Source organism: Microbacterium terricola, assembly GCF_027943945.1.
In the GTDB taxonomy this organism is placed as follows: domain Bacteria; phylum Actinomycetota; class Actinomycetes; order Actinomycetales; family Microbacteriaceae; genus Microbacterium; species Microbacterium terricola.
In genome coordinates, this window is record NZ_AP027141.1 from 1762095 (window position 1) to 1785400 (window position 23306).

Genomic DNA, 23306 nt, shown 5'->3' on the forward strand with positions numbered 1-23306 from the left:
GCGTGCCGCGCCTACCCTGGGCACATGGCACGCTCACCCCTCACTCTAGCCGCGTCGGTGACTTCGGCTCTGCCCCGGGTCGGCGTCGTCGGGGCGGGAAACCTGACCGAGTCGGCCACCGGCCGCTACGACGCGGCAGTGGTGCAGCTCGACGACGGACGACGCGTCGTCGTGCGGGTCCCCGCGGCGCCCGACGCCGCCTCGGACGCCGCCTCCGACCTCGCGGCTGAGGCGCGCGCGCTGCGCGCGCTGACTCCCGGCGTGCGCGGCCTGCTGCCGTTCCGCGCGCCCGAGGTGCTCGGCGAGACGAGCCTCGACGGCGCCCGCGCCGTCGTCGTCGACTACCTCCCCGGCTACCGGGTCGACGCCGCACACCTGCCGCCGGGTGAGGGTGTCGCGACCTCGATCGGCGACGCGCTGGGCGCGCTGCACAGCCTTCCGCTGTCGATCGTGCGCACCGAGGGCCTCCCCTCGCGCACCCCCGAGCAGGTGCGCGACGACGTCCGGCGGACGATCGACCGGGCCTCGGAGACGCATGTCGCCCCGATCTCGCTGATCGCTCGGTGGACCAGGGCGGTCGAGAACGACGAGCTGTGGCGCTTCGAGTCCGCGGTGGTCCTCGGCGGCGCGGCCGCCGCATCCTTCCTGCTCGAGGACGTCGACGACATCCCGCAGGTGACCGGCGCGCTGGACTGGTCGGGATTGTCAGTCGGCGACCCCGCCACCGACCTGCAGTGGCTCGCCGCCGCGCCGGCCGCCGCCGACGACGTGTTCGCCGCGTATGTGCGTCGCAGCGGTCGCGCGCCCGACGCACTGCTGCGCGATCGCGCGCGCCTGTACGCCGAGCTCGAGTTCGCGAAGTGGCTGGTGCACGGACACGACGCCGACCGCGCCGACATCGTCGACGACGCCGCCGCGCTGCTGCTGTCGCTGGCGGAGACCACGTCGGGTGAGGACATCGTCACGGATGCCGAGCTCGGCGTCGATGACGCGATCGCCCTCCTCGACCGCGTGCCCGCAGCCGGCACCGCCGCCGGCACGCTCGCCGACATGTCGATGCAGACCGACACCTACGGTGCGGACGAGCTCTCGCTCTGGGACGAGGAGAACGAGGGCAGGACGGATGCGGCTGCCGACCCGTCCGACCAGACCCAGCCCGTCGCTCCCCTGGATCTCGGTTCGTTCGAGCCGCAGCCGACGGTCCCGCCGCTCGGCGTCGCCCCCATGGAGACCCTCGACGGACCGATGGCGCAGCGCGACGACGCGGACTCGGGACCGCTGGAGTGGGCCGACACGCAGGCGCAGGCGGAGAACTCGCGCGCCGCCGACGCCGCGCTGCGGCGGTGGCTCGCGCGCTGACCGCTCAGGCCCGCAGGACCAGATCGGCAGCGAGGTAGTAGAGCACGACGTCGATCGACTCCTTCGGCACGCCGTGGCGTCGGTGGTAGGCCTCGCGGTACAGCTCGAGCTGCAGCATCCGCTCGTCCTTCTCCGCGTCCGTGCGCGGGGCGGCGCCGGTCTTCCAGTCGACGATCTCGATGCGGTCGCCACGGCGGTACACCGCGTCGAGCTTGCAGATGATCACGTGCGGGCGGCCGTCGAGGTCGGTCGTGGTGAAGTCGATCTCGGTCTCGACCTCGAGGGGCTGCAGAGCGGCCCACTCCGAGCGCTCGAAGGTGTCGCGGAGAGCCTGCAGGGCGACGGCATCGGCGGCCGATGAGGTGGAGGCGTCATCGGCGTCGGACTCCCAGAGCGCGTCGTCGAGCGAACCGGCCGCGCCGACGAGACCCGAGCGCTGCTCGACCCAGGCGTGGAACAGCGTGCCCAGCCGCGTCTGCCGGTACGGGCGCTCCGGCAGGGGGCGAGCGATGCGGGCGACGGTGCCGGCGTAGTCGGCGGCGAAGTCCTTGTAGCGCGACGCCGCGATGCGAGTGGGCGCGACCGCGGCCGTGCGCGTGTGGCGGGCGTCGCGCTCGGCGAGCAGCAGCACGAGATCATCGTCGGGGTGAGCACGGTCGGCGCCGACAGCGGCGTCGACGGCGGCTGCGGCCGCCTCGACCGTGGTGCGCCGTGCGCCGAGGGGGTCGATCGGCCAGGTGAGCATGCGGCGGTCGCCGAGGTAGGGGTTATCGCCCGGATCGTCGGAGGGCAGCTCGACGTCGAGAGCCTCGGCGATCTCGACGGCGAACACGCTGCGCTCCCTGGGCTTCTTGGTGCCCGACCAGCTCGATCCGCTCAGCAGCAGGTGGTCGCGGGCCCGGGTCACGGCGACGTACGCGAGCCGACGGTCCTCGTCGAGCTGACGCCCTCGATTCGCCTCGACGAAGGCGTCCAGCGCGCTCTTGAGCGCCTGCTGGGTCGGGCTCGCATGGGCGTCCCAGGCGAACACGGGCAGCCAGGAGGCGTCGCCGCGGAAGGCGTAGGGCAGCACGCCGAATCCGAGCCACCCCTTCGTGTCTCGCGGGGCGCTGGGCAGCTCGTCCTTGACCAGACGGACCACGGCCACCGCATCCCATTCGAGGCCCTTCGAGCCGTGGATCGTCAGGAGCTGGACGACGTCGGGCTCGGGCGGCTCGGTGCGCGGCGCGAATTCGTCGAGCTGCTCGGCGTGGTCGAGCCAGGCGAGCAGGTTGGCGACGGACCCGCTCTCGTCGGCGGCGAGGAAGCCGTGCAGCTCGTCCACGAAGGCGCGCAGCTGCGCCGTGGCGATGCGCGCAGGTCCGCGCACGTCGTTGGCGGCGAGTTCGATGTCGAGCCGCAGCTCGAGCTCAATGAGCCGTACCAGCTCGGGCACCGGGATGCCGACCGCGCGACGCAGGCCGGCGAACACGGCTCCCGCCTCGCGGAGGCGCTCTACGGCGCTCGGCGTGAAGGCGCTGAGCCATCCGTGATCGGGCCGGGTACGGGCCACGAAGTCGAGGGCGTCGATGAGCGAGCCCTGATCATCGCCCGCGCTGCCGCGGATCTGCTCGACGACCTCCGGGGCGAGCGGCTGGAGCGCCGCGTCGTGCCGGGCGAGGCGCCGGGCGAGCGCCGCGAGCTCGCGCATGTCGGGCAAGCCGATGGCCCAGCGGGGTCCGGTGAGCAGCCGGATCAGCGCGGAGCCGGCCGTCGGGTCGCTGATCACCCGCATCGCCGCGACCACGTCGACCACCTCGGGTGTCGACAGGAGTCCGCCGAGACCCAGGATGCGGTGCGGGATGCCGCGGCGACCGAGCGCGTCGCCGAAGCGGACCATGTGCTTCTTGCTGCGGAACAGCACGGCGCCGGTCGTCGAGCGCCCTGCCCGGGCGCGCGTCGCCCTCACCTCGTGGAACCACTCGGCCACCCGCTCGGTCTCGGCGTCGAGGTCGGCGTCGAAGGAGAGCTCGACCGCGCCGGCCGGAGCCGCCGGGCGCGGGCGCAGCCCCTGCACGTCGACGGGCGCCCTGGCCGCAAGCGGTGCGAGCACCGCATTCGCGGCGGTGAGCACCTGCGCGCTGTTGCGCCAGCTCGTCAGCAGCGAGAACTGCGCGCAGGGCGCGTCCGGCGAGAAGGCCGCGGCGAATCCGCCCAGGTTGCCTGCGCTCGCGCCGCGCCAGCCGTAGATCGCCTGGTGCGGGTCGCCGACAGCCATCACGGCCGTCTCGGCGAAGAGGGCGGACAGCAGATCGGTCTGCACGACGGAGGTGTCCTGATACTCGTCGAGCAGGACGACCCGGTAGCGTGCCCGCAGCTCGGCGGCTGCCGCCGGGTGGTCGCGCACGACCTCGACGGCGCCGGCCACCTGGTCGGAGAAGTCCAGCACTCCCCTGCGCCGCTTCTGCACCGCGTACTCGCGGGCGAGGTCGGCAAGCAGGCCGAGCCCGGAGACCTCGCGCTCGGCGGTGACGACGTCGGCGTAGACCGTGACCGTCTTGCGCTCGGACGGGCGGTCGAGGACGCTGCGGAAGCCGTCGGGGAACGCGGCGAGATCGTCCAGCGAGACGAGGTTGTCGACGCCGTCGCGGGCGATGCGCAGGGCGGCGTCGACGATCGTGCCGAGCGCCTTGTCGCGCTCCTCGAGGCGGGGATCGTCCGAGGCGAAGATGACCTGGCGCATGAGGAGCCAGGCGGCCGACTCGCTGAGCACCACCGCCTCGGCGTCGCGGCCGATCCGCACCGCGTGCTCGCGCACGATCTGATCGGCGAAGCTGTTGTACGTGGCCACCGTCGGCCGATGCAGCATCGCGTCGGCGTCGGCGGGCACGGGCTCGGCACCGGTCGCCGCCACCAGAGCGTCCAGCGCGCTCGTGCGCGTCGACCCCGGACGCTCGCCGCGTTCGATCTCGCCGAACAGCGCCAGACGGCCCTCGGCGTGCAGCGCGGGCAGGTGCGGCAGCAGTCCGCGGCGCTCGAACTCGGCGAGCCGATCGAGCCGTGCCCTGATCCGCTCGGCGAGCTCCCCCGCCGCCTTGCGCGTGAAGGTCAGACCCAGGACCTCGTCGCGGCCGACGATCCCGTTGGCCACCAGCCACACCACGCGCGCCGCCATCGTCTCGGTCTTGCCGCTGCCCGCGCCCGCCACGACGAGCGCCGGCGTGAGGGGCGCCTCGATCACCGCCGTCTGCTCTGCGGTGGGCGGGAACTGCCCCAGCGCCGCCGAGATCGCGGCGGCTGTCAGCATCCCCGTCACGACGCGCTCACCGCGCCGATGGTGTGGATGCGGCAGAGTCCGTACGAGTGGTCGGCACGGCAGTGCTCTTCGTAGGGCGCCTGGAACCCGCTGCCCCGCATGACGCCGACCGCGGCGGAGATGCGGTCCACGAACGCGGCGCGGGTGTCGTCGTCGAACGGCGGCTGGTGCGGGATCACGTAGTCCTTCTGGGAGGTGGGACGCAGTACGAGCAGTCGCGCGCCGCCGGCCGGGTGCCCTGCCGCCGCCTCGATCGCGCCGGCCTCGAATGCGAGCTGGTAGGCGGCGAGCTGCGGGTTGTCTGCCACTTTGGCGTCGCTCTGCGGCTCGCGCTTGCCCGTCTTCAGGTCGATGATCACGACCGCGCCTTCCGGAGTGAGCTCGACCCGGTCGATGTAGCCCGACAGCACCACCCCGTGCTCGAACACCTCTTCCGTCGTGAGCGGCACGGCCACCTCGAAATGCGGCTCGGCGGTGAGCAGGCTCCCGCCGGAGCGCTCGAAGTCGCGGAGGTACGCGTGCAGCCGTCTGATGAGGTCGCGCGCCCGGGTGAGCTCCGCGCGCTCGCGCCACGGCGCCTCGAAGGTCAGCTCGCCCCAGCGAGCCTCGACGGCGCGCCACAGCGCCGCCTCGTCTGCGCCCTCCGCGTGCTCCAGCGCCGCGTGGATGATGGTGCCGAGCCCGGCTGACGCGCTGCCGGCGTCGCCGCCGAGATCACCGATCACCCAGTTCAGCTCGCACTCTTCGAGCGTGTGGAGGCGCGACGGCGACACCCGGATGTCTTCGCGCGCGAGATCGCGCAGCGGCCCGGTCGACGTGGGTCCCGGCACCCCGTACCACTCGACAGGGCGGGAGCCCGCCACGCCGGCGTCGGCGAGGAGCGCGAGCTGCCCGGCCGCATGAGGTCGCGCAGATGCCCGGCCGGAGGTGAGGGTGCGACGGTGCGCGGCGACGAGCCCGCGCAGGGAGAGCGGGTGCTCGCTCGTGAACGGCTCCGGATCGGGCAGGAACTCGAAGAACACACTCGGCCCGGTGTCGTCGTCATCCACTGCGGTGACGATCAGCTGCGTCGTCGCCCGGGAGGCGGCGCGGACGAGCAGGCGCAGCTCGTCGTGCATCGCCGCCCTGCGCCGGTCGAGCGGCGCGAGCGCCTCACCCTCACCGGCCACGGCTGCGCCCGCGAGGCGCCAGGTCTCCAGCAGGGAGCCGCGCAGACGCGTGTTCGGCCACACCCCGTCCTGCACCCCGGCGATGACGACGGTGTCGAACTCGGTGCCGATCGCGCCGGCCGGGGTGAGGACGCGCACAGCGGCATCGGGCAGGGCGGCGTCGAGGCGGTCGTCGGCGACGTCGCTGTCGAGCACGCCGCGCACGAACGCGCGCGGGTCGGAGTCGACGGTGCGCTCGACGAAGCGCTTGGCCGCCTGGAAGAGGGCCACGACGGCGTCGAGGTCGCGCCCCGCCTGCTCGGCAAGGGGTCCGTGCCCCGCGGCGAGCTCGGTCCATGCCCGTTCGAGGTGACTGCGATCCCACGCCGTCCAGAGCAGCTCGTGGACGGTCGCCCCCTCGGCGAGCTCGCGTCGGAGCACCTCGAGCGTGCGTGCGAGGGTCGCTGCGCGTCGCGCCTCGCGGGTGTCGAGCAGATCGAACTCCAGCGGGAAGCGCATCGCCGAGACCAGCAGCTCCCGACCCGCCCGCTCTCCCCCGGCGGCGAGCTCACTGTGCCGCAGACCCGACCGCAGACGGCGCAGCTCGATCGGATCGAGCCGGCCGCACACCCCGCCGAGCGCGCCGGACACGTCGTCAGCGGTCCAGTCGTCGTCGCTCGCGGCGAGCTCGATGAGGCGCAGCAGGTCGCGAACGGGCGCGAGCGCCCCGAGCGCCTGACCGGGCCCGCTCGCCCGAGCCGGCACCTCGCGCGCCGACAGCTCTGCCTCGAGCGCGCTGATCTGCCGGGTGTCGTGGGCGATCACCGCGCAGGAGCCCCACGGGACGCCGGCGTGCACATGCCGTTCGCGCAGCAGCCGCGCGATCGCGTCGTACTCCTCGGCGCTCGAGCGCAGGGTGAGCGCGCGCAGTGAGGCGTCCGGCTCGACGCCCACGGGCGCGGCTCGGTGGGCGACGACGCCGACCGCCCCGATGTGACCGGTGACGCGGCGCACGAGGTCGATGTGGGCGGGGGTGCCCCTGTGCGCGTCGCGCAGCACCCATTGACCGCCGAGGCCCGCGGCGAGCCGGGCGAAGTTCTCGGGCGTCGCGCCGCGGAACGCACCCGCGCCGACGTCGGGGTCGCCGAAGGCCAGCACCGCCATCCCCCTGGCACGGCACGCCTCGACCAGCTCGACGCCGCCGAGTGTGAGCTCCTGCGCGTCGTCGATGAGCAGCGCGGCCACCGGATCGAGCAGCTGCGCCCCCGCACCGCCGGCTCGGACGAGGCCGACAGCCTCGCGGATGAGTCCGGCGGCATCGCGGTGAGCCCCGCGCATGTCGGCACGGACCTGGAGGTACTCGGCCGTGAACGATGCCATCGACTCCCACACCGGCAGCTCGTGGGCACGGCCGAGCGCCGCGAGCCGCGCGGGCTCGAGGCCCAGCGTCGTGCACTCCGCGATGAATGCGCGGACCTCGGCGCGGAACCCCTTGGTGCTGCGGATCGACGGGGTGAGCCAGTCGGGCCAGCGGGTCGGCGCGTGCTGCTCGTCTTCGGCGTCGCCGTCGAGGAGGTCGTGGATGAGCTGGTCCTCGTCGGCGCCGGTGAGCAGCTGCGGCGGCTCGTCACCGGCCGCGACGGCCGCCGCGCGGACCAGGCGGAAGGCGAACGAGGCGACCGACCGCGCCATCGGACCGGATGTCGCCTGCCCGACCGTCAGTGCGAGCCGGTCGCGCAGCGCGGTCGCGGTGAGACGGGAGGGCGTCAGCACGGCGATGGCGTCGGGAGTGACGCCTGCGGCGACGAGCGCCGCGACCCGGTCGGTCAGCGCCGTGGTCTTGCCCGTCCCCGGGGCGCCGACCACCACGCCTGATGCGTCGAACGGGAGGTCGGCGATCGCCTGCTGGGCGGCGTCCGCACTCCTTTCGACCATGTCAGCACGCTAGCGCCACTCGGCGACATCGCCGTTCGCACGCGTCCGACCCGTTCGCCGAGAGCGTTCCGGCCGCGGCCGACCGGCCGCATCCGGTGTCGTAGAGTTGCCATGCACCGGGCCAGACGCCCCGGCCGCAGGAGGGCAGTGACGTGGAGATCCGCATCGGCATCGCAAACACCGGCCGTGAGCTCAGCTTCGAGACCAGCGACTCGGCGGCGACCGTGAAGCAGTCGGTGGCAGGCGCCCTCGACGCCGGAGCCACGCACGTCACCTTCGCCGATGTGAAGGGCAACTCGTACATCGTGCCCACCGCCGGCCTCGCGTACATCGAGCTCGGGACGGAAGAGTCCCGCCGCGTCGGCTTCGTCGCCTGACGATGGAGATCGTCTTCGCGCTGATGGTCGGCGCCGTGTGGGGCCTCGGGGCGCATTTCCTCGCGCCCGGTCGCGACACGCGGGGCGTCGCCGTCGGCCCGTTCACGGGCGCCCTCATCGGCGGGGTCACCTGGCTGATCCTCACCTGGGCGGGCGTCGGCACCGACAGCGGATGGCTGTGGCTGATCTCCATGCTCACGCCGCTGCTCGCGTTCCCGGCACTGGCGGCGCTGACGGTGGCGCGTCGCGCGCACGATCAGCGTGAGCGCACCAGGCTCCGCATCCTCTAGGCGGCGAGCCCCATGTCGTCCATGCGACGAGAGTGGGCGGCCATCAGGTCGGTGAACACCGGCTCGACCTTCTTCTCGTCCGCGCGCTGCAGCGATGCCGGACGCAGGGCGGCACGGGCGATCAGCAGCGTGTCGCCGACGAGGCGCCGGCCCCACATGGCCAGCAGCGCCTTCCATTCCGGGTCGCTGGCGATCGTGGCCTTGATGATCTCGACGATCGCCTGCCGGTCGTTGTCGGCGCGCAGCATCCGCGCGACGCGCTGGCCGGTCTCCCCGTAGCTGAGCGAGAGCGCTTCGTAGAAGTCGTCCAGCATGCCCGCCGTGATGTGGACGGACAGCATCGTCTCCTGCGGACGCACACCGTGCGTGGCGCGGCGGAACGCGTCCAGCGGCTCACGGAACGGCAGCATGAGAGCGGTCGGGTCGTCGCCGCGCTCGCGGATGAGAGCGACCAGCTGCTGGTGCTTCGTGAGCGCCGCGCCGGCGGCGCGAGAGAGCGACTCCTTGTCGGCCAGGCCGGGCGTCGAGGCGATCAGCTCCGACAGCGTCTCGAAGTAGCCGAGCTGCAGATAGGCGGCCTGACCGAGGAAGGTGTCGATCTCGGGAGCGAGCTCTTCGAAGTCGACGCGCCGCGCATCGCCGACGTCGTCACGCGACCGCAGCTGCAGGAGCCTGTCCTGCGGGCGGCGCTGCCAGAACCACTTCACCACGGGTCCAGCCTAGAGCCGATAGGCTGGACACGCCCCGGCAGTGGATCGGGGCCCCGCGCCTGCGGCTGAGTGAAGGGCGTGGATCCGACATTCTTCAGGCGGTCATCTCTCCGCCGGACAGGCTCAACAATCGTGACGACCTTCGCCGATCTCGGCGTCGACCAGGACATCGTCGACGCGCTCGCTGCCAAGGGCATCGTGGACGCGTTCCCCATCCAGGAGCAGACGATCCCCCTCGGCCTCCCCGGTCAGGACATCATCGGCCAGGCCAAGACGGGCACCGGCAAGACCTTCGGCTTCGGCATCCCCGTCGTCCAGCGCCTCGGCCTGAACCCCGAGCCAGGGGTCAAGGCGCTCATCGTCGTGCCGACCCGCGAGCTCGCCGTCCAGGTCTACGAGGACATGGACATGCTGACCCAGAACCGCGCGACGAGCGTCGTGGCGATCTACGGCGGCAAGGCGTACGAGGGTCAGATCGACCAGCTGAAGGCGGGCGCCCAGATCGTCGTCGGCACGCCCGGTCGCCTCATCGACCTGAACAACCAGCGCCTCCTCGACCTCTCGAACGCGACCGAGGTCGTGCTCGACGAGGCCGACAAGATGCTCGACCTCGGATTCCTCGCCGACATCGAGAAGATCTTCACCAAGGTGGCCCAGGTGCGCCACACCCAGCTGTTCTCGGCGACGATGCCCGGCCCGATCGTGGCGCTGGCCCGTCGGTTCATGTCGAACCCGATCCACATCCGCGCGACCGACCCCGACGAGGGGCTCACGCAGGCGAACATCAAGCACCTGGTCTACCGGGCGCACTCGCTCGACAAGGACGAGGTCATCGCCCGCATCCTGCAGGCCGAGGGCCGCGGCAAGACCGTCGTGTTCACGCGCACGAAGCGCGCGGCGCAGAAGCTCGTCGACGAGCTCAACGACCGCGGCTTCAACGCCGGCGCCGTGCACGGCGACATGAGCCAGGAGTCGCGCGAGCGCTCGATGGCCGGCTTCAAGGCAGGCAAGAAGGACGTCCTCATCGCCACCGACGTCGCCGCGCGCGGCATCGACGTCGACGACGTCACCCACGTGATCAACCACACGATCCCGGACGACGAGAAGACCTACCTGCACCGCGCCGGCCGCACCGGCCGCGCGGGCAAGACGGGCATCGCCGTCACCTTCGTCGACTGGGACGACCTGCACAAGTGGGCGCTCATCAACCGTGCGCTCGAGTTCGGCCAGCCCGAGCCCGTCGAGACCTACTCGTCGAGCCCGCACCTGTTCAGCGACCTCGACATCCCCGCGGGGACGAAGGGCCGCATCGCGACCGCACCCCGCACGCAGGCCGTCCGGACGCAGCCCGAGCGCGCTGCCGACGCCGCCGCGGAGGGCTCGACCGAGGCCGGCTCGCGCCGCCGTCGCCGCCGCCGGACCGGATCGGGTGGCGAGCAGGTCGGCTCGACCTTCGCCGAAGGGACGGATGCGGCTGCCGCCGGCGCACCGGAGGCCTCCGGTACGTCGACCGAGCGCGCTGCGGACGGCGCGGGCACGCACGACGGCGCAGGCAGGGAGCACCACGACGGCAAGCCGGCACCGGCACGTCGTCGCCGCCGCCGTCGCGGTGCGGGCGGCGGCGCGCCGACCGCTCCTGCCGGCGCCTGACCCGCAGCATCCCCCGACTCACTCCGGGTTCGGAGGGCGAGGCGGACGCGGCGGGTAGACCCACGTCACCATCACCACCGAGATGATCATCAGCAGGAACCACGAGATCAGCTTGGTGAGCGAGACGGGCTGCCAGCCGTCCGCCTGATCCGGGTAAAGCCACGCGCCCGCCCAGGTGCCGATGTTCTCCGCCAGGTAGATGAACACCGCGACGCCCGCGAACGCCGCGAGCACCGGCATCCGCACGACGTGTCGCCAGACCCGCGCGTACATGACGGTCGGCAGCCACAGCACGATCACGGCGGCCAGCAGCACCCAGCGCAGATCCCACCAGAAGTGGTGGGTGAAGAAGTTCGCGTAGATCGCGACGGCCACGACCGTGGTCAGCCATCGCCGCGGGTAGCGCGTGAAGCCGAGGTCGAACAGGCGGTAGACGCGGACCATGTACGAGCCGACCGCCGCGTACATGAACCCGCTGAACAGCGGCACACCGCCGATCCGCATCACACCGTCCGCGGCGTACGCCCACGAGCCGACGTCGGTCTTGAACAGCTCCATCGCGGTTCCGGTGAGGTGGAAGAGCACGATCACCCAGAGCTCGCGGCCCGTCTCCAGTCGAGCGGCGATCATCACCACCTGGATCAGGACCGCGGCGATGGTCAGCGCATCGTTGCGGGCGAGTGCCGCGTCATCCGGGTACCAGAGGCGCGCGGCGAGGATCGCGACCAGCAGCAGCGCGCCGAACACGCACGCCCACGCCTGCTTGAGCACGAACACGGCGAACTCGACGAGCCAGGCGCGCACGCCACGGCGAGGCGCGTCGCGCAGGATGCGGTGGGCGACCGCGTCGATGCGCCGTTCGAGGGACGTGGACTGGCGCATCGCTCGACGCTAACGCGTGTCGTGCGAAACACGCGTCATAATCCCGCTGCGACCGCCAGACGCCCCACTATCGTGAGGATTGCGCGGCACACAGCCGCGCCGATTCCTGAAAGAGGCACGACGTGCGATTCTTCGAGACCGTGGAGTACCAGGGCTTCTGGGGCTCCTTCTGGGACCTCATCTGGTGGTTCCTGTGGCTGTTCATCTTCTTCGCCTACCTCATGGCGCTGTTCGCGATCATCGGGGACCTGTTCCGCGACTCGAAGCTCAGCGGCTGGTGGAAGGCGGTGTGGATCTTCTTCCTGATCTTCTTCCCGATCGTGACGGCGCTCGTCTACCTGATCGCCCGGGGCAACGGCATGGCCGAGCGCGGCGCCGCCCAGGCGCGCCAGTACAAGGCCGCGCAGGACGACTACATCAAGTCGGTCGCGGGCAGCAGCCCGTCCGACGAGATCGCCAAGGCGAAGGCCCTGCTCGACGCCGGCACCATCTCGCAGGCCGAGTACGAGCAGATCAAGGCTCGCGTCCTGGCCTGATCCGACTCAGCGCAGAAGCGCCCTCGTCCGCCTACGGGTAGACGGGGGCGCTTCCCGTTGCGGCGTCGATGATGCGCTGGACCATCTCGTCGGCGGTCGTGTTCTCCCCCGGCAGGTTCGGCTTGCCGAGGCCGTGGTAGTCGCTGGAACCGGTGACGATCAGGTCGTGCCGGTCGACGACGGTACGCAGGGCCGCGACCCCGTCCGGGGTGTTCTCACGGTGGTCGAGCTCGAAGCCGGCGAGGCCGGCGGCGATGAGCGCTTCGAGCGTCGCCGTCGACATCATCCGGCCGCGGCCGAGGGTTGCCGGATGGGCGATGACCGGAACGCCGCCCGCTGCGACCACCAGCCGCACAGCCGTGCGGGCATCGGGAGCGTAATGCGGCTCGTAGTAGCCGGCCCGCGGGTGCAGGATGCCGTCGAAGGCCTCGCCCCGGTCGGCGACGATCCCCCGCGCGATGAGAGCGTCGGCGATGTGCGGGCGGCCGACCGTGGCGCCGTCGGTGGTCTGTCCGGCGACGTCCGCCCAGGTGAGGTCGTAGTCGTGACCGATCGAGCGCACGATCCGCTCGGCACGCCCCATCCGGTCGTCGCGCACGCGCTCCATCTCGGCCCGGAGCGCCGTGTCGTCCGGATCGAACAGATAGGCGAGGACGTGGACGCTCCGCCCCTCCTGCCGCGCCGACAGCTCCATGCCGGGCAGGAAGGTGAGTCCGAGCGACACCGCGGCCTCCGCGGCCTCGGCCCATCCGGCGGTGGTGTCGTGGTCGGTCAGGGCGACGGTGCGCAGACCGTGGCGGTGCGCGGCCGACATGACCTGTGCGGCGGTCTCCGTGCCGTCCGAGTGCAGCGAGTGCAGGTGCAGGTCGCTCGGACCCTCGAAACGCCGCATTCCCACCACGAACCGAGCGTATCGCGCCGCGCCACTGGCCGATCTCCCAGCCTCCTGGCCTAGAGTCGCGATCGTGCTGCGCGTGCTGGGGATCCTGCTGACACTGCTCTGCGCCGTGGCAGCCGCCGTGCTCACGTGGCCCTCCTTCTTCCGCGTCGATCGCACCTTCCCGATCGCGCAGATCGTCTCCTTCCGGGGGGTGCTGACCCTCGCGTTCGGGGTGCTGCTGGTCCTCGCCCTCCTGCTGGCGCTGATCCGCCCGATCCGGGGCTTCGCATTCTCGATCGCTGTCGTCGCCGCGGCCGCCACGATCGCGAACGGCGCCATCGTCGCGTCTCGGGGCCTCGGCACCGAGGGGCTGCCGGCGACGACGGAGGACAGCATCCGCGTCCTGACCTGGAACACGGCGGGTGCCGACAACGCCGACACCGTCGCCCAGATCGCCGTGGCGATGGACGCGGACATCGTGACGCTCCCGGAGACGACCATCGAGACCGGCGAGGCCGTCGCGCTCGCGATGCGCGACCTCGACCATCGGATGTGGGCCTACCACGCCGAGTACGGCGAGGACGGCTGGGATGCGCGCTCGACCACGCTGCTCATCTCGCCCGACCTCGGCGAGTACTCGGTCATCGAATCCTCCGCCGACGGCTCGTCCAACACGTCCACGGTGCCGAGCGCCGTCGCGATGCCCGTCGACGGCTCCGGTCCCACGATCGTCGCCGCGCACGCCGTCGCCCCGCGGCAGTCGGCGATGGAGCACTGGCGCACCGACCTGCAGTGGCTGGCCGATCAGTGCGGAGCGTCCGACGTGATCATGGCCGGCGACTTCAACGCCACCCTCGACCACTTCGGCGGGCTCGGCTTCGAGGGAGGCAGTCTCGGCCGCTGCCATGACGCGGCGTCCGAGACCGGCAACGGCGCGATCGGCACCTGGTCGACGGAGTTCCCTGCCCTGCTCGGCGCACCCATCGACCACGTCATGGCCGGCAGCGACTGGAAGGCCACCGGCTCGCTCGTGCTCACCACCCTGGACGACTCCGGCAGCGATCACCGCCCCCTCGTGGTGCAGCTCGAACCCGCCGGCTGACCCGTCGCGAGATAAGGAGAAGGAGCCACCGGAGGAGGACGGTGCGCCTGAGCAGCCTCCCTCCGCGTCATCGCCGCATCTCGCGACAGAGTGCGGGTCGCGTGGGAGACTTGACGCATGAGCACGACAGGCGAATCCCCGGCCGGCACCGAGACGATCACGGCCCCCACCCCCTCGGCGAGCACCAATCGGCGGCAGCCCTTCCCGCAGGGCTTCCTGGACACCATCTCGCAGGGCTGGGCCGAGCGCCCCGAGCATCTCCCGCCCGCCCGTGAGCAGGCCGCGTACGCGGCACAGCGCCGGGCTGCGGTCTCGGTCGCGTTCACCGGCAAGCGCCTGGTCGTCCCCGCCGGCGACCTCAAGCAGCGCAGCAACGACACCGACTACCCGTTCCGCGCGCACAGCGCGTTCGCCCACCTGACCGGCTGGGCCGCCGACTCGGAACCAGGCTCGCTCCTCGTCTTCGAGCCGACGGCCGACGGCCACGACGTGACGCTGTACTTCCGCGAGCGCGCCGGCCGCACCACGACCGAGTTCTACGCGGATGCGTCGATCGGCGAATTCTGGATCGGCCCGCGTCCCGCGCTGGCCGGCGTGGCCGCCGACCTGGGTCTCGCCACCGCGCACATCGACGACTTCGCCGCGGGCGACGCGGACCTCGTGGTCGACGAGGACGCAGACCTGACCCGCTTCGTCTCCGAGCTGCGACTGGTCAAGGACGCGTACGAGCTCGCGCAGGTGCAGCTCGCCGTCGACGTCACCGCCAAGGGGTTCGACGACATCGTCGCCGATCTCCCCCGCATCATCGAGCACCCCCGCGGCGAGCGGGTCGTCGAGGGCCTCTTCCACCAGCGCGCGCGCAGCGAGGGCAATTGGGAGGGCTACGACACGATCGCCGCCTCCGGCCCGCACGCCTGCTACCTGCACTGGACCCGCAACGACGGCGCCGTGGTGCCGGGCGACCTGATCCTGGTCGACGCGGGCGTCGAGGTCGACAGCCTCTACACCGCCGACATCACCCGCACGATCCCGGTCTCGGGCACGTTCACCGACATCCAGCGGAAGGTCTACGAGACCGTCCGCGAGGCCGCAGACGCGGCGTTCGACGCCGCCAAGCCGGGCGTGCTGTTCCGCACCGTGCACGAGGCCGCCATGAAGGTCATCGCCGAGCGCACCTCCGAGTGGGGACTGCTGCCGGTCACGGCGCAGGAGGCCCTCGACGCGGACAAGGGAGGCCAGCACCGCCGCTACATGGTGCACGGCACCAGCCACCACCTCGGCCTCGACGTGCACGACTGCGCGCAGGCGCGCCGCGACATGTACTACGACGGCGTGCTCGAGCCGGGCATGGTGTTCACGATCGAGCCTGGCCTGTACTTCCAGATCGACGACCTCACCGTGCCCGCCGAGTACCGCGGCATCGGCGTGCGCATCGAGGACGACGTGCTGCTCACCGAGGACGGGGCGGTCAACCTCTCCGCGGCCATTCCGCGCACCGCGGACGAGGTCGAGGAGTGGATCGCCCGGCTGAGCGCCTGATCGCGGTTCGCCGAGCGTGTCGACGCCTCCGCCCTTCACCACCCGCCCGACCCTGACCGGCACGTTCGGGATGGTCGCATCCACCCACTGGATCGCGACCGCCGTCGCCCAGGGCGTGCTCGAGCGCGGCGGCAACGCCTTCGACGCGGTGGTGGCGGGCGGCTTCGTGCTGCACCTCGCCGAGCCGCACCTGAACGGACCGGGCGGGGATCTCGTCGGCGTGTTCGCCACCGCCGCCGATCCGCGCACGCCCGTCGTGCTGATGGGACAGGGGCCGGCACCGGCGGGCGCATCGATCGCGCACTTCCGCGCGGAGGGGCTCGACCTCGTCCCCGGCGCAGGCGGCCTCGCGGCGGCCGTACCCGGTGCGGTGGATGCGTGGCTCGTCCTGCTGCGCGACCACGGGACGATGGGGCTCGCCGACGTGCTCTCCCCCGCGATCGGCTACGCCCGCGACGGGACCCCCCTGCTGCCCACCACGACCGCCACGATCGCGCACGTCGCCGATCTGTTCCGCGCGCACTGGCCGACGTCGGCGTCGCTCTGGCTGCCGGAGGACGAAGTGCCGTCAGCGGGGACGCTGCACCGCAACCCCGCCTACGCCGAAGTGCTCGAGCGGCTGGCGGCCACCGCATCCGCGCGTCGCGATCGCGCCGAGGGCGTCGAGGCGGCGCGGACGGAATGGTCGACCGGCATCGTCGCGCAGTCAGCGTCCGCGTTCCTCGGCGTCCCGCACCGGCACTCCACGGGGACCGACCACGCCGCCGTCATCACGCCCGCCGACTTCGCCGCCTTCTCGGCAGGATACGAGGATGCGGTCACCGTGCCCTTCCGTGGGCACACGGTGGCGAAGGCGGGCGCATGGACCCAGGGCCCGGCCCTCCTCGAAGCGCTGCGCATCCTCGAGCCGCTGCCCGACGAGCAGCTCGATGTGGGCACCGCCGACGGCGCGCACACGATCATCGAGACCCTCAAGCTCGCGCTCGCGGACCGGGATGCGCACTACGGCGACGGCGCACCCCTCGCCGAGCTGCTCTCCGACGCGCACGTCGCGGCGCGGCGCGCGGACATCGGGCCGACGGCGTCGCGCGAGTGGCGTCCCGGTGCGGTGCCGGGCCGTGACCCGTTCCGTCCGCCGCTGCGTCAGCGCGCAGACGACCCGGTCGCGTTCGCGGGTGCCGGCGAGCCGACCGTCGCACCGACCGGTGAGACCCGGGGAGACACCTGCCACATCGACGTCGTCGATCGCTGGGGCAACATCGTCTCGGTGACGCCGTCGGGCGGCTGGCTGCAGTCGTCTCCGACGGTCCCCGAGCTCGGCTTCTGTCTCGGCACCCGGCTGCAGATGACCTGGCTCGACGAGTCGGCGCCGTCGGCGCTGCGTCCGGGCGCGCGTCCGCGCACGACCCTCAGCCCGACGCTCGTGCTCTCCGACGACGCGACGGTCGCACTCGGCACGCCCGGCGGCGACCAGCAGGACCAGTGGCAGCTGCCGATGCTGCTGCGGATGATCGTCGGGGGCTGGAGCGCACAGGAGGCGATCGACGCGCCGACGCTGCACACGACCGCGCTCGTGGACTCGTTCTGGCCGCGCACCTGGGAGCCCGCAGGCGTCTACGTCGAGGATCGCCTCGGCGACGACGTGATCCAGGGACTCGCCGACCGGGGCCACGAGGTCGTCCGCGCAGGCGACTGGCGTCTGGGGCGGCTGTCGGCGGTCGGGCTCGATCGCGCGCAGGGCACGGTGTGGGCCGCGGCGAATCCTCGCGGCATGCAGGGCTACGCCGCGGGTCGCTGAGCGACGCCCCGCATCCACTCCACGACGCGCGGCGCCACGCCCGCGCCGACCTCGGCGGCGGGCTGCTTGCGGCCCTTCACCTCGAAGGAATGGCCGCCGGGCACCCAGACGAGCGTGGCGTCGCGGCAGGTCGCGACGGCGTCGATCACCTGCTCGGGCGGGGCGGCGAACGGGTCGGCCTCGCCGGAGAGGAAGAGCTGAGGCTGGCCGATGGCGGGCAGATGCGCGACCCGCGGCGCGTCCGGGCGCCCCGGCGGGTGGAGCGGATAGCCCAGGTACACGAGCCCCGCCGGGTCGATCGCGCCCTCGGCCGCGGCGACGGACGCCATCCGTCCGCCGTAGGACTTCCCGGCGGCGAACAGGGGCGCGTCGACCGCGCCGCGCAGGTGGTCGGCCACCGCGGCCCAGGTCGAGACGGCGTGCGCGGCGGGTCCCGGCATGCGCCGGCCCGCCTCGGCGTAGGGGAACGCGAAGCGCATCGTCGCGACGCCGTGCGCCCGCAGCGCGGCGGCGAAGCCGACCAGGAAGGGATGCTGCATCCCCGCGCCGGCTCCGTGCGCCAGTGCGAGCACAGCCCAGGGCTCGTCGGGCGTCTCTAACGTCGCGGAGACGTCGACGTCGCCGGCGGGCAACGCGACCGTGATCCGCACGTCGGTGCGTGTCATGGTGTGGCTATCGCCCGGAGTCGTCATCATCCGGCTCGGCGGGCTGCTGCGCGGGCCCGGCGGGCTGCTGCGCGGGCTCGGCGGGCTGCTGCGGGGGCGCGGCGGGCTGCGGCACGGGTTCGGTCGCCGGTGCACGGCGCTCACCGTAGCGCGGCGGCTCTGCCGGGTCTGCCGCGGCAGGTCGGGGCACCGGTGCCGCGCCGGGCGCGGCGGGGGTCGCCGGCACCACGGGCGCCACCGGCTGCGTGGGTTCGGGCTGCGCCGCGGCCCCGGCGCCGAGGTGGCCGGCGCGCGGACCGAGGGCCGTCAGTGCGAGGTGGTACGCCTGGCCGCGCGCCGTGACCTCGTAGCGATCGGCGCGCACCTGCATGACCGACGCGTAGTCGCGGCGCCTGCGCAGGAACGCGTATCCGATGATGCTGATGAGCATCCCGAGCGCGATGCCGATCAGCACCACCCCTGCGAAGACCTGGATGGGCGGGGACGGCGACCCCAGCACGAAGATCGCGGCGAACAGCAGGCCGAGCAGCAGCCCGTTGATGGCCCCGGATCGCGCCGCCGTGGCGTAGCCGAGCCGCCCGGTCACGCGCTCGATCGAGCGCAGGTTCACCCCCACGATCGCGATCTCTCGTGCGGGCACCTCCGACTCGATCAGCTCGGAGACGAGCTTCTGCGCCTCCTCATAGGTCGAGAACGCGGCGATGGTCTTGCCCACGTCGTCGCCCGCTTGCGGAAACCGCCCGCCGATCATGCTCATCTCCCCATCCTTCCACGGGCCCCGCACTACGCTGGGACGTGTGAGCACGCAGAGGGTTTTCGTCGCACGCCTAGCCGGCTGCACGGTCTTCGACCCCGCAGGCGACCGGCTCGGCAAGGTCCGGGATGTCGTCGTCATCTACCGCAAGAACGATCCCCCGCGCGTGATCGGACTCATCGTGGAGATCCCCGGGCGGCGCCACGTGTTCGTCTCGATCGGACGCGTCACCTCGATCGCCACCGGCCAGGTCATCACGACCGGCCTCATCAACGTGCGCCGCTTCCAGCAGCGCGGTGGCGAGGTGCGGGTGATGTCGGAGCTGCTGGGCCGCAAGGTCTACTTCGCCGACGGCTCCGGCCACGCCGTGATCGAGGACGTCGCGATCGAGCGCAACCGCCTCGGCGAGTGGGACATCGGGCAGCTGTTCCTGCGCAAGCCCAAGACGAGCGCGTCGCCGTTCGCCAAGGGGCCGACCACGTTCGCGAACTGGGCGGACGTGCAGGAGCGCCAGATCCCCGGTGAGGCCCAGTCCGCGGAGCAGCTGGTGGCCACCTACTCCGAGCTGAAGCCCGCCGACCTCGCCAACACGCTGCTCGACCTGCCGGACGAGCGCCTCATCGAGGTGGCCGAGGAGCTCCCGGACGATCGCCTCGCCGACGCGCTCGAGGAGATGCCCGAAGACGACCAGGTGCACATCCTCGAAGCGCTCGGCGACGAGCGCGCCGCCGACATCCTCGATGCGATGGAGCCGGACGACGCCGCCGATGTGCTGGCCCAGCTCCCGGAGGCGCGGCTCGAGGAGCTGCTCGACCTCATGGAGCCCGAAGAGGCCGAGGACGTGCGCGCCCTGCTGAAGTACGGCCCCGACACGGCGGGCGGGCTCATGACCAGCGAGCCCATCGTGCTGTCCGCCGAGGCGACCGTCGCGGAGGCGCTCGCCCTCATCCGGCGTCACGAGCTGCACCCGGCCCTCGCCGCCGCCGTCTTCGTCACGCTGCCCCCGTTCGAGACGCCGACCGGGCGCCTGCTGGGCACGGTGCACTTCCAGCGGATGCTGCGCTACCCCCCGCACGAGCGGCTGGGCACGATCATCGACGACACCCTCGACCCGGTGCCGGCGACGGCGTCCGCCGCCGAGGTGGCGCGGCTCCTGGCCAGCTACAACCTCGTCTCGCTGCCTGTCGTCGATCCGGCCCACCGCCTCGTCGGGGCGGTCAGCGTCGATGACGTGCTCGACTACCTCCTCCCCGAAGACTGGCGATCGCAGGATGCGGAGGATGAACGAACTCCCGATCCTGTCCCGACCACGACCGCGAGCATTCCGAGGAGGCGCTGATGGCCCGCACACCACGCCAGCCGTCGCTGGATGCCCCCCGCGGGCGCTCGGGGATGCTGCAGCGCACCCCGCAGCCGTCGCGCGACCGCTTCGGGCGGTTCTCCGAGTCGTTCGCGCGCGGGATGGGCACCTCCGGGTTCCTGATCGGCATGACGGTCTTCGTGGCCGCGTGGCTGACCTGGAACATCGCGATGCCGCCGGAGCTGCAGTTCGACCCCGCCGCCACCAACTTCACGCTGCTGACCCTCATCCTCTCGTTGCAGGCGTCGTACGCCGCGCCGCTCATCCTGCTCGCGCAGAACCGGCAGGACGACCGCGACCGGGTGCAGATCGAGCAGGATCGCCAGCGCGCCGAGCGCAACCTCGCCGACACCGAGTATCTGGCCCGCGAGATCGTCGCGCTCCGGATGGCGCTGACCGATGTCTCCGACGAGGCCGTCACCCGTGACGTCCTGCGCAGCGAGCTGCGCTCGTTCCTCGAGCAGCTCGACAAGCGCGCGGTCGAGTCGGACAAGCGCTCGTCCGACGACGCGTCGTGAGCGAGACCGCTGACGCCGTACAGCGGGCCGTCGGCGCGGTCGTCGATCCCGAGCTGCGGCGCCCGATCGCCGATCTCGACATGGTGCGCACGGTGGACGTCGACGGCGACGTCGCCAAGGTCGCGATCGTGCTCACGATCGTCGGCTGCCCCGCGGCCGAGCGGATCTCCGCCGAGGTGCGCGCGGCCGCGGCATCCGTCCCCGGCATCGCGGAGGTCGACCTCGAGGTCGGCGTCATGTCGCCGGCCGAGCGCCGCGCCCTCACCGAGAAGCTGCGCGATGGGCGACCGGCGCGCCAGATGGCGTTCGGCCCAGACTCGCTGACCCGCGTGATCGCCGTCACGAGCGGCAAGGGCGGCGTGGGCAAGTCGACCGTCACCGCCAATCTCGCGGTGGCACTGGCGCGACGGGGACTGTCGGTCGGCCTCGTCGACGCCGACGTCCACGGCTTCTCGATCCCCGGGCTCATGGGCCTCGTGGATGCGGCCGGCGGCGTCCCGCAACCCACCCGCATCGACGACCTCATGCTGCCGCCGGTCGCGCACGGCGTGAAGGTCATCTCGATCGGCATGTTCCTGCGCCGCGGTGACGCCGACGGACCGCTCGGCGCGGTCGCCTGGCGCGGGCCGATGCTGCACCGCACCGTGCAGCAGTTCCTCACCGACGTGTTCTTCGGCGACCTGGATGTGCTGCTGCTCGACATGCCGCCCGGCACCGGCGACATCGCGATCTCGGTGGGGCAGCTGCTCCCCCACGCCGAGGTGCTCGTCGTGACCACGCCGCAGGCCGCGGCGTCCGACGTGGCGGTGCGCAGCGGGCTCGTGGCGCGGCAGACCGGTCAGCGCGTCATCGGGGTCGTGGAGAACATGGCCGCGATGACCCTGCCGGACGGCACCACGCTCGATCTGTTCGGAACCGGGGGCGGTCAGGCGGTGGCCGACGCCCTCGCCACGGCTGAGCAGACGGTCGAGGTGCTGGCTTCGGTGCCGCTGAGCCCGGCCCTCCGCGCGGCGGGGGACGCCGGGATGCCGGTGGTGCTCTCATCGCCGACGGATGCTGCCGCCCGCGCCATCGAAAAGCTCGCGACCGCGCTCGTCGGCCGCGGACGCGGCCTCGCGGGTCGCTCGCTGCCACTGCGGCCGAGCTGATTCCGCATCTCAGAACGGCGCAGCCGCGGTGTCGGGACGGAACACCGGCAGTCGGCGTTCTGGTTCGACGAGGTAGACGCGGCCCATCGGCGAGGTCCACTCGATGACGCCGCTCTCGATCTGGCGCACGAGCCAGTTGCCGTGGTGTTTGACGTGGTGGTGGCCGGTGCAGAGTGGAGCCAGGTTCCAGGCTGCGGTGACACCGCCGTGCTCCCACGCGAGCTGATGATCGATCTCGCACCGTGACGCGGGGACTCCGCAGCCGGGGGCGAGGCATCTGCCGGCGAGCCAGCGCTGCAGCCGCCGCAGCTCGGGCGGCGGACGGTAGCGTCTTCGCCCGACGGAGAGGACGACGCCGGTCTCGGGGTGCGTGAGCACCCGCATCCATCCCGCCGCGCCTCCGCAGAGCTCTCGCGCGCGCTCGATCGGGATCGGACCGACGCCTTCCACCACCGGCACGCCGTCGGCGATGTCGCCGGACAGCAGCGCCAGCACCGGCACGGTCACGGCGACCGTCGCCCGGATGCCCCGCACTGCGGTCGGCTGCGAGGGGACGACGCCGTCCACGAGCAGATCGCAGACGACATCCGCACGGATCTGATCGAGGGTGCGCTCTTCGCCCTCCGCAGCAGACAAGGCCGTGCCCATGCCGGTGATGCGGTGGTGGATCGCGTGCGCTTCGACGGCGGGCATCAGCACGTTCAGCCACGCCATGCCGTCGTCGGCCGGCGTGACGACGACCCGCCGGTGAAGGAGCGCCTCGGCATGCCGCTCCGCGAGGGTCTGCGCCCGCGTCAGATCGACGCGCCTGCGCAGCTCTCGCCGGAACGACCCCACGGGCCGGGACTCCGCCAACCGCACGGCGGCGTCGACAAGTCCGTCGCGCAGCTCCGGCTCGACCGGATCGAGCAGCTCGACCAGGACCTCGGCATGCCGCAGCGTCATTCCTGCCCGGCCCAGCGAGGCGAGGACCATGGGGTACCGGTGCACGAGTGCGTCGGCAATCGAGATCAGGTCGCCTGCCGCATGCTCGGTGATCCGCAGCGCCGCGGCAAGCTCGAGGCGGATCGACCGCTCCTTGACCTGGGTGACCGGCTCGCCGGGCTGGACGGCGTCGGCGAGCATCTCACGCCGGAGGCTGTCGAGCCGGACCAGCTGCTCCGCGGCGAACACCGACATCATGTCGGCCACCTCGGTCACGAGGTCGAGCGCGTCCGGTGCCAGGGCGGCGGCAGCATCCCACGCCTCCTCGGAGAAGGAGTCGTCCTCCTCGGGGAGGGAGCTGCCGGCGTCTTCCATGGCCCCACGATACGAGGGGGGTCCGACATCGGAGCGGGTCGGGACGTTTCGTCTCCGCCCT

Annotated in this window: 19 protein-coding genes; 11 read left to right on the plus strand and 8 right to left on the minus strand. The window is 72.4% G+C overall.

Features of this window, described 5'->3' with window-relative positions:
* Window positions 1-24: 24 nt before the first annotated feature.
* Window positions 25-1359, plus strand: coding sequence for a phosphotransferase (locus tag Microterr_RS08325; RefSeq protein WP_263798427.1), 1335 nt, complete (start codon window positions 25-27; stop codon window positions 1357-1359).
* 4 nt (window positions 1360-1363) lie between these two features.
* Here Microterr_RS08325 and Microterr_RS08330 read toward each other — a convergent pair whose 3' ends face one another.
* Together Microterr_RS08330 and Microterr_RS08335 are read right to left on the minus strand one after the other, a co-directional pair.
* Window positions 1364-4645, minus strand: a complete 3282-nt coding sequence (locus tag Microterr_RS08330) for an ATP-dependent helicase (RefSeq protein WP_263798426.1) — start codon at window positions 4643-4645, stop codon at window positions 1364-1366.
* A 5-nt stretch (window positions 4646-4650) separates the two neighbouring features.
* Window positions 4651-7737, minus strand: coding sequence for an ATP-dependent helicase (locus tag Microterr_RS08335; protein ID WP_263798425.1), 3087 nt, complete (start codon window positions 7735-7737; stop codon window positions 4651-4653).
* Between the two features lie 152 nt (window positions 7738-7889).
* Here Microterr_RS08335 and Microterr_RS08340 point away from each other — a divergent pair, with 152 nt between their 5' ends.
* A complete protein-coding gene (locus tag Microterr_RS08340; RefSeq protein WP_263798424.1) occupies window positions 7890-8114 on the plus strand; it encodes a DUF3107 domain-containing protein in 225 nt (74 codons plus the stop codon).
* A 2-nt stretch (window positions 8115-8116) separates the two neighbouring features.
* Window positions 8117-8404 carry a hypothetical protein gene (locus tag Microterr_RS08345; RefSeq protein ID WP_263798423.1) on the plus strand — a complete coding sequence of 96 codons (288 nt, stop codon included), beginning with the start codon at window positions 8117-8119 and terminating at the stop codon, window positions 8402-8404.
* Here Microterr_RS08345 and Microterr_RS08350 read toward each other — a convergent pair.
* A complete protein-coding gene (locus Microterr_RS08350; protein ID WP_263798422.1) occupies window positions 8401-9114 on the minus strand; it encodes a ferritin-like domain-containing protein in 714 nt (237 codons plus the stop codon). The two genes, Microterr_RS08345 and Microterr_RS08350, sit on opposite strands and share 4 nt — an antisense overlap.
* A gap of 132 nt (window positions 9115-9246) precedes the next feature.
* Between Microterr_RS08350 and Microterr_RS08355 the strand changes: the two genes are divergently transcribed.
* On the plus strand, window positions 9247-10764 hold the full coding sequence (locus tag Microterr_RS08355; RefSeq protein ID WP_263798421.1) for a DEAD/DEAH box helicase: 1518 nt from the start codon (window positions 9247-9249) through the stop codon (window positions 10762-10764).
* An 18-nt stretch (window positions 10765-10782) separates the two neighbouring features.
* Here the strand turns inward: Microterr_RS08355 and Microterr_RS08360 are convergent, their stop codons facing one another.
* Window positions 10783-11646, minus strand: coding sequence for a DUF817 domain-containing protein (locus Microterr_RS08360; RefSeq protein WP_263798420.1), 864 nt, complete (start codon window positions 11644-11646; stop codon window positions 10783-10785).
* Between the two features lie 122 nt (window positions 11647-11768).
* Here Microterr_RS08360 and Microterr_RS08365 point away from each other — a divergent pair, with 122 nt between their 5' ends.
* Window positions 11769-12182 (plus strand): SHOCT domain-containing protein, encoded by a 414-nt coding sequence (locus Microterr_RS08365; protein WP_263798419.1) that lies wholly within the window; start codon window positions 11769-11771, stop codon window positions 12180-12182.
* Between the two features lie 31 nt (window positions 12183-12213).
* Here the strand turns inward: Microterr_RS08365 and Microterr_RS08370 are convergent, their stop codons facing one another.
* Complete coding sequence (locus Microterr_RS08370; protein ID WP_263798798.1) at window positions 12214-13074, minus strand: PHP domain-containing protein; 861 nt, start codon at window positions 13072-13074, stop codon at window positions 12214-12216.
* Between the two features lie 73 nt (window positions 13075-13147).
* On the opposite strand from Microterr_RS08370, the gene Microterr_RS08375 reads away from it, so the two are divergent.
* The 3 genes from Microterr_RS08375 (at window position 13148) to Microterr_RS08385 (ending at window position 17501) form a co-directional block, all read left to right on the plus strand.
* A complete protein-coding gene (locus Microterr_RS08375; protein WP_263798417.1) occupies window positions 13148-14164 on the plus strand; it encodes an endonuclease/exonuclease/phosphatase family protein in 1017 nt (338 codons plus the stop codon).
* Between the two features lie 117 nt (window positions 14165-14281).
* Complete coding sequence (locus Microterr_RS08380) at window positions 14282-15703, plus strand: aminopeptidase P family protein (protein WP_263798416.1); 1422 nt, start codon at window positions 14282-14284, stop codon at window positions 15701-15703.
* Between the two features lie 70 nt (window positions 15704-15773).
* Window positions 15774-17501, plus strand: a complete 1728-nt coding sequence (locus tag Microterr_RS08385; protein ID WP_263798797.1) for a gamma-glutamyltransferase family protein — start codon at window positions 15774-15776, stop codon at window positions 17499-17501.
* Here Microterr_RS08385 and Microterr_RS08390 read toward each other — a convergent pair.
* Complete coding sequence (locus Microterr_RS08390; RefSeq protein WP_263798415.1) at window positions 17483-18166, minus strand: alpha/beta hydrolase family protein; 684 nt, start codon at window positions 18164-18166, stop codon at window positions 17483-17485. The genes Microterr_RS08385 and Microterr_RS08390 overlap by 19 nt on opposite strands.
* A gap of 7 nt (window positions 18167-18173) precedes the next feature.
* Window positions 18174-18923, minus strand: a complete 750-nt coding sequence (locus Microterr_RS08395; protein ID WP_263798413.1) for a YflT domain-containing protein — start codon at window positions 18921-18923, stop codon at window positions 18174-18176.
* 40 nt (window positions 18924-18963) lie between these two features.
* On the opposite strand from Microterr_RS08395, the gene Microterr_RS08400 reads away from it, so the two are divergent.
* Genes Microterr_RS08400 through Microterr_RS08410 form a run of 3 tightly spaced genes read left to right on the plus strand, consistent with a single transcriptional unit; the run spans window position 18964 to window position 21946 of the window.
* Complete coding sequence (locus tag Microterr_RS08400; RefSeq protein ID WP_263798412.1) at window positions 18964-20259, plus strand: magnesium transporter MgtE N-terminal domain-containing protein; 1296 nt, start codon at window positions 18964-18966, stop codon at window positions 20257-20259.
* Window positions 20259-20798, plus strand: a complete 540-nt coding sequence (locus Microterr_RS08405; protein ID WP_263798411.1) for a DUF1003 domain-containing protein — start codon at window positions 20259-20261, stop codon at window positions 20796-20798. Before Microterr_RS08400 ends, Microterr_RS08405 begins: the two co-directional genes overlap by 1 nt.
* Window positions 20795-21946 carry an Mrp/NBP35 family ATP-binding protein gene (locus Microterr_RS08410; RefSeq protein WP_263798410.1) on the plus strand — a complete coding sequence of 384 codons (1152 nt, stop codon included), beginning with the start codon at window positions 20795-20797 and terminating at the stop codon, window positions 21944-21946. The genes Microterr_RS08405 and Microterr_RS08410 overlap by 4 nt, the downstream gene beginning before the upstream one ends.
* 9 nt (window positions 21947-21955) lie before the next feature.
* On the opposite strand, the gene Microterr_RS08415 is transcribed toward Microterr_RS08410, so the two are convergent.
* Window positions 21956-23245 (minus strand): HNH endonuclease signature motif containing protein, encoded by a 1290-nt coding sequence (locus tag Microterr_RS08415; protein ID WP_263798409.1) that lies wholly within the window; start codon window positions 23243-23245, stop codon window positions 21956-21958.
* Window positions 23246-23306: the final 61 nt, after the last annotated feature.

Coding starts and splice junctions, on each gene's coding strand:
- Microterr_RS08325 (WP_263798427.1), top strand. CDS start 25: ATGGCACGCTCACCCCTCACTCTAGCCGCGTCGGTGACTTCGGCTCTG.
- Microterr_RS08330 (WP_263798426.1), bottom strand. CDS start 4,645: ATGCTGACAGCCGCCGCGATCTCGGCGGCGCTGGGGCAGTTCCCGCCC.
- Microterr_RS08335 (WP_263798425.1), bottom strand. CDS start 7,737: ATGGTCGAAAGGAGTGCGGACGCCGCCCAGCAGGCGATCGCCGACCTC.
- Microterr_RS08345 (WP_263798423.1), top strand. CDS start 8,117: ATGGAGATCGTCTTCGCGCTGATGGTCGGCGCCGTGTGGGGCCTCGGG.
- Microterr_RS08360 (WP_263798420.1), bottom strand. CDS start 11,646: ATGCGCCAGTCCACGTCCCTCGAACGGCGCATCGACGCGGTCGCCCAC.
- Microterr_RS08370 (WP_263798798.1), bottom strand. CDS start 13,074: ATGCGGCGTTTCGAGGGTCCGAGCGACCTGCACCTGCACTCGCTGCAC.
- Microterr_RS08380 (WP_263798416.1), top strand. CDS start 14,282: ATGAGCACGACAGGCGAATCCCCGGCCGGCACCGAGACGATCACGGCC.
- Microterr_RS08385 (WP_263798797.1), top strand. CDS start 15,774: ATGGTCGCATCCACCCACTGGATCGCGACCGCCGTCGCCCAGGGCGTG.
- Microterr_RS08390 (WP_263798415.1), bottom strand. CDS start 18,166: ATGACACGCACCGACGTGCGGATCACGGTCGCGTTGCCCGCCGGCGAC.
- Microterr_RS08395 (WP_263798413.1), bottom strand. CDS start 18,923: ATGAGCATGATCGGCGGGCGGTTTCCGCAAGCGGGCGACGACGTGGGC.
- Microterr_RS08405 (WP_263798411.1), top strand. CDS start 20,259: ATGGCCCGCACACCACGCCAGCCGTCGCTGGATGCCCCCCGCGGGCGC.
- Microterr_RS08415 (WP_263798409.1), bottom strand. CDS start 23,245: ATGGAAGACGCCGGCAGCTCCCTCCCCGAGGAGGACGACTCCTTCTCC.